Here is a 5,463-nt window from a genome sequence, read left to right on the forward strand (position 1 = left end):
TGTCGTTCTTGAGCATGATCTTGAAGGCTTCGGTGACCTTCTCGGGGGTGGCACCGCCGCCCACGTCCAGGAAGTTGGCCGGCTCGCCGCCGAACAGCTTGATGGTGTCCATGGTGGCCATGGCCAGACCAGCACCGTTGACCAGGCAGCCGATGTTGCCGTCCAGGCTGATGTAGGCCAGGTCGAACTTGGAAGCTTCCACTTCAGCGGGGTCTTCTTCGTCCAGATCGCGCAGGGCCACGATTTCGGGGTGGCGGAACAGCGCGTTGGCGTCAAAGTTGAACTTGGCATCCAGTGCCATCAGTTCGCCCTTGGAGTTGCAGTTCAGCGGGTTGATTTCCACCAGCGAAGCGTCGGTGTCCATGTAGCACTGGTAGAGCTTGGCCAGCACGTCCACGGCCTGGTCCACCGAAGCGCCGGTCAGGCCAATGGCCTCAGCGACTTTGCGCGACTGCTCAGGCGTGATGCCGGTCAGCGGGTCGATCATCTCGGTGATGATCTTCTCGGGGGTGGCGTGGGCCACTTCCTCGATGTCCATGCCGCCCTCAGACGAGGCGATCAGCGCCACCTTCTGCGTAGCGCGGTCAGTGACCAGCGAGATGTAGAGTTCGTTCTTGATGTCGGCGCCGTCTTCGATGTACAGGCGGCGCACTTTTTGGCCTTCGGGGCCGGTCTGGTGGGTCTTGAGCTGCATGCCCAGGATTTCGCCAGCGATGCGCTTGACGTCGTCAATGGTCTTGGCAACCTTGACGCCGCCGCCCTTGCCACGGCCACCGGCGTGGATCTGGGCCTTGACAACCCAAACCGGGCCGCCGAGTTTTTGTGCAGCTTCAACCGCTTCTTGCACGGTAAATGCAGGGATGCCGCGCGGAACGGGCACACCAAAATTGCGCAAGATTTCCTTGCCTTGGTATTCGTGAATCTTCATGAGGTCTCTCTCAGGAAAGGGATTTCACCCGTCTGCCGAGGCTGTTTGAATGTCTGGCGGCGGGCGTGGGACATGGCAGCCGCGAAATGTATCATGTTGCGACGCACCATCGCTTGTGCAGAACTTACACCGCCGTGCGGCGCACGCCGCCGCCATCCCTCCTTTTTTTGCAGGATGACACCCATGTCCAAAGTTTTTATCGATGGCGAAGCTGGCACCACCGGGCTGCAGATTCGTGAGCGCCTGCAAGGCATGGCCTCCATAGAGCTGGTCAGCATTGCCCCCGAGCGGCGCAAAGACCCCGCTGCCAAACGCGAGCTGATCGCGGGCGTGGACCTGGTCATCCTGTGCCTGCACGACGACGCCGCGCGCGAGACGGTGGCCATGGTGGACGACATCGAAAAAACCTCGGGCCGCACCATCAAGATCATTGACGCCAGCACTGCGCACCGCACGGCGCCGGGCTGGGTGTATGGCTTTCCGGAGCTGTGCGCGGGCCAGCTGCAAGCCGTGCGCACCGCCAGCCGCGTCTCCAACCCCGGCTGCTACGCCACGGGTGCCATTGCGCTGTTGCGCCCGCTGGTCGATGCCGGGCTGATTCCTGCCGATTACCCCGTGGCGCTGCCCTCGGTAAGTGGTTACTCGGGCGGTGGCCGCCCCATGATCGAGGCCTACGAAGCGGGCAAGGCGCCGCCCTACGAGGCCTACGCGCTGGGCCTGTCGCACAAGCACATCCCGGAAATCCTGCACTACACCGGCATGACGCGCCGCCCGGTGTTCATCCCGGCGGTGGGTAATTTTGCGCAGGGCATGCTGGTGCAGTTGCCCCTGCACCTGGACTTGTTGCCCGGTGCGCCGACTGCCGCCGCCCTGCACGAGGCCCTGGCCGCGCACTACGCGGCCACCAACACCAGCGCCCAGTGGGTGAAGGTGCTGCCCGCCACCGACGACGGCAAGCTGGCCGCCGACACCCTGGCCCACACCAACCAGCTCGAACTGCGCGTGTTTGCCAACGAAACGCACCGCCAGGCCGTGCTGATTGCCCGCCTGGACAACCTGGGCAAGGGCGCCAGCGGTGCTGCCGTGCAAAACCTGCAATTGATGCTGGGCTTGTGAGCGCGCAGCGGCCCGGCTGGCGCAGCGCACAAGACTGCGCAAACCGGGACGCCGCCCACCAAACGCTCCTGAATCAATAGCTGCCAGCGCTTATCCCGCAAGCGCTATAGCCCCAAAACACCCTCAATCACCAGCGACTCAGCCTGCGTCGGCGTCCACATCGGCGCCCTGCACCACGCGGCGCACCACATCCATGGCAAAGCCGCGCGTGAGCAAAAAACGCATCTGCCTGGCGCGCCCTGCGGGGTCGGTGGCCACCTGACCAAACTTGCGCTGCCAGACCTCGCGGGCGCGCGCAGGTTCGGTGCCGCGCAGCAATTCCAGCGCCTGGGCCACGGTCTGTGCGTCCAGCCCTTTGGTGTGCAGCTCCTGGCGCAGGCGCCGGTCGCCCAGGCGGGCAGCGCGCTGGCGCAGCACGGACGCCGCCACACGCTCCTCGCTGAGGAAGCCCTTGGCCTGCAAATCGTCCAGCACCTGTTCAATCTCGCTGCGCTCTTGGGCGTGCGGCGCCAGTTTGCGCAGCAACTCGGCACGCGAATACTCGCGCGCTGCGAGGTAGCGCAGCGCGCGGCCCTTGAGCGACGGGGGCGGCATGGCCATGGGCGCCAATTGCTATTTTTTTGATAGCTGCTTGCGCCCATCCGCAGGGCGCTGCAAGCACTTTTTATTCAGATTTTTGATCGACCTTGGCATCTGCCCTGCGGTTGCGGGCGGCGGGCGCATCGACCACGCCATCGGCTGCGTCACTGGCTGCGCTGGCGCCTGCGGACGGCACCAGCGCTGCGGGCAACAGGGCAATGCCCAAGCCCTCGCGCACCTTGTTTTCAATCTCGCGGGCCAGCGCCGGGTTTTCGCGCAAAAACTCGCGGGCGTTGTCGCGGCCCTGGCCAATTTTTTCGCCGTTGTAGGCGTACCAGGCGCCCGACTTTTCAACGATCTTGGCGACCACGCCCATGTCGATGATTTCGCCCTCGCGGCTGATGCCTTCGCCAAACAGGATGTCAAATTCTGCGGTCTTGAACGGGGGCGAGACTTTGTTTTTCACCACCTTGACGCGGGTTTCGTTGCCGATCACTTCCTCGCCTTTTTTGATGGAGCCGGTGCGGCGGATGTCCAGGCGCACGCTGGCGTAGAACTTCAGCGCGTTGCCGCCCGTGGTGGTCTCGGGCGAGCCGAACATCACACCAATCTTCATGCGGATCTGGTTGATGAAGATGACCATGCAGTTGGTCTTTTTGATGGTGGAGGTGAGCTTGCGCAGCGCCTGGCTCATCAGGCGCGCTTGCAGGCCAGGCAGGCTGTCGCCCATGTCGCCCTCGATTTCGGCCTTGGGCGTGAGCGCGGCCACCGAGTCGATGACGATCAGATCGACGGCGCCCGAGCGCACCAGGCTGTCCACAATCTCCAGCGCCTGCTCGCCGGTGTCGGGCTGCGAAATCAGCAGGTCTTGCAGGTTGACGCCCAGCTTTTGCGCGTACTGGATGTCCAGGGCGTGCTCGGCATCAACGAAAGCGCACTGGCCGCCTTGCTTTTGCATTTCGGCAATCACTTGCAGCGTGAGCGTGGTTTTGCCGGACGATTCGGGGCCGTAGATTTCGACCACGCGGCCCCGGGGCAGGCCGCCCACGCCCAGCGCAATGTCCAGTCCCAGCGAGCCGGTGGACACCACCTGGATGTCTTCAATCACTTCGCCTTCGCCCAGGCGCATGATGGTGCCTTTGCCAAATTGCTTCTCGATCTGGGCCAGGGCGGCGGCCAGGGCTTTGGCTTTTTCGGCGTCGGGGGGCATGCTGTGGTTGACGGGTGCGCTCATGGGAATCTCCTGAAAAATCAACGGGTTGACTGGCTACAGTGCGGTGCCTTGCGGCGCCGGGCTGGATACTTGAACAGTAGTTTAGGGGAGCCATTGCACCGCGTAAACCCACTTTTTAGTCAGTTTGACTGACAATCAGCCATGACCGAATCCCCCCCTCTGACCACACCCTTGGGCGCCCCGCCACCCGCCGACGATGGCTGGCGCCAAACCCACCTGGGCCGCCTGATGGGCCACGCCCTGCGCCGGTTTGACGCCCGCGTGCTGCAACTGATGGCGCGCAACGTGGAGGTGCCGCTGGCACTGTCCAACCTGGCCGCACGCGACCAGGTCAGCGCGGCGCACATCCACATCACGCGCCACCTGTCGCTGGGCGGCGACCGCCTGGGCGACCTGGCCGAGCGCGCGGGCATGACCAAGCAGGCCATGGGCACGCTGGTAGACCAGTGCGTGGCCTGGGGGCTGGTCACGCGCGAGGCCGATGCGCTGGATGCGCGGGCGCGGCGCGTGCGCTTCACGCCCACGGGGCTGGCGTGGTTGCAGGCGTTTCGGGACGCGGTGGCGCAGGCCGAGGCAGAGTTTCGCGCCGAGGTGGGCAACGACGTGGCCACGGTGGTGGCCATCGGGCTGGAGGCCTACGCCAGCGGCCTGTGAGCCCACCGCGCACGCCCGCTTGCCGCGCGCCCGACACCGGACAAACCCCTAGGCCACGGCGGTGCGCAGCCTGCGCGGTGGCCGCAAAATCGTGCCTCTCTGGAATGTTCGCCCTGCCCCCTGCCCGGTGGGGCGCCCAGAAGGACACCTCCCATGCACGCACCTTTGACTCCCCACCCCCACCGTTTTTTGCACGCCCAGCCCGGCGCCTCGGGCAGCGGCGCTGGCCCTGCCGCGCCCCTGGTCAGCCACATCGCAGGCACCACGGCGCTGGTGCTGGACTCGCCGCACAGCGGCACCCGCTACCCCGCCGACTTTGGCGCCGCCCTGGACTTGCCCACACTGCGCCGCGCCGAGGACACGCACGTTGAAAAAATCTACGCCTTTGCCCCCGCGCTGGGCGTGGCCTGGGTGGAGGCGCACTTCCCGCGCATCTACCTCGATGCCAACCGCGACGTGACCGAGCTGGACACCAGCTTGCTCGACGGCCCCTGGCCCGGCCCCCTGGCCACCGACCCTGCCGTGCTGGCCAAGGTGCGCCTGGGCAAAGGACTGATCTGGAAGTACACCGACGAAGGCGCGCCCATTTACGACCGCCTGCTGTCGGTGGCCGAAGTGCAGGCGCGCATCGCCCAGTGCTGGCAGCCTTACCACGCCGCCGTGGCGCAGGCCATCGACGCCGCCCACGCGCGCCACGGCTACAGCATCCACCTCAACTGCCACTCCATGCCCGCCGTGGCGGCCAGCCATGCCACGCTGTTTCCGGGGCTGGTGCATGCCGACCTGGTGGTGGGCGACCGCGACGGCAGCACCGCCAACGCCGCTCTGTCGCAGCAGGTGTGCGCGCACCTGCGCGCCTGCGGCTACAGCGTGGAATACAACCACCCCTACAAAGGCGTGGAACTGGTGCGCCGCCACAGCGACCCGGCCCGCCAGCGCCACAGCATCCAGC

Annotated in this window: 6 protein-coding genes; 3 read left to right on the forward strand and 3 right to left on the reverse strand. The window is 65.7% G+C overall.

The features are described from left to right. Positions 1 to 928, reverse strand: a 928-nt coding sequence (gene sucC / locus PHX69_RS15110) for an ADP-forming succinate--CoA ligase subunit beta (protein WP_288044802.1), incomplete at its 3' end; no start/stop codon positions are given. A 183-nt stretch (positions 929 to 1,111) separates the two neighbouring features. Here sucC and argC point away from each other — a divergent pair. Then, complete coding sequence (argC, locus tag PHX69_RS15115) at positions 1,112 to 2,044, forward strand: N-acetyl-gamma-glutamyl-phosphate reductase (RefSeq protein ID WP_119014719.1); 933 nt, start codon at positions 1,112 to 1,114, stop codon at positions 2,042 to 2,044. A 138-nt stretch (positions 2,045 to 2,182) separates the two neighbouring features. On the opposite strand, the gene recX is transcribed toward argC, so the two are convergent. Together recX and recA are read right to left on the reverse strand one after the other, a co-directional pair. Then, positions 2,183 to 2,644, reverse strand: coding sequence for a recombination regulator RecX (gene recX, locus PHX69_RS15120; RefSeq protein WP_288044804.1), 462 nt, complete (start codon positions 2,642 to 2,644; stop codon positions 2,183 to 2,185). A gap of 64 nt (positions 2,645 to 2,708) precedes the next feature. Continuing rightward, on the reverse strand, positions 2,709 to 3,857 hold the full coding sequence (recA, locus tag PHX69_RS15125) for a recombinase RecA (protein WP_288044806.1): 1,149 nt from the start codon (positions 3,855 to 3,857) through the stop codon (positions 2,709 to 2,711). Positions 3,858 to 3,998: 141 nt separating this feature from the next. Here recA and PHX69_RS15130 point away from each other — a divergent pair, with 141 nt between their 5' ends. Beyond that, a complete protein-coding gene (locus PHX69_RS15130) occupies positions 3,999 to 4,511 on the forward strand; it encodes a MarR family winged helix-turn-helix transcriptional regulator (RefSeq protein WP_288044808.1) in 513 nt (170 codons plus the stop codon). 153 nt (positions 4,512 to 4,664) lie between these two features. Further along, on the forward strand, positions 4,665 to 5,463 hold a 799-nt coding region (locus PHX69_RS15135; protein ID WP_288044810.1), incomplete at its 3' end, for an N-formylglutamate amidohydrolase.

The organism is Simplicispira sp. (assembly GCF_028687295.1).
GTDB lineage: Bacteria > Pseudomonadota > Gammaproteobacteria > Burkholderiales > Burkholderiaceae_C > Simplicispira > Simplicispira metamorpha.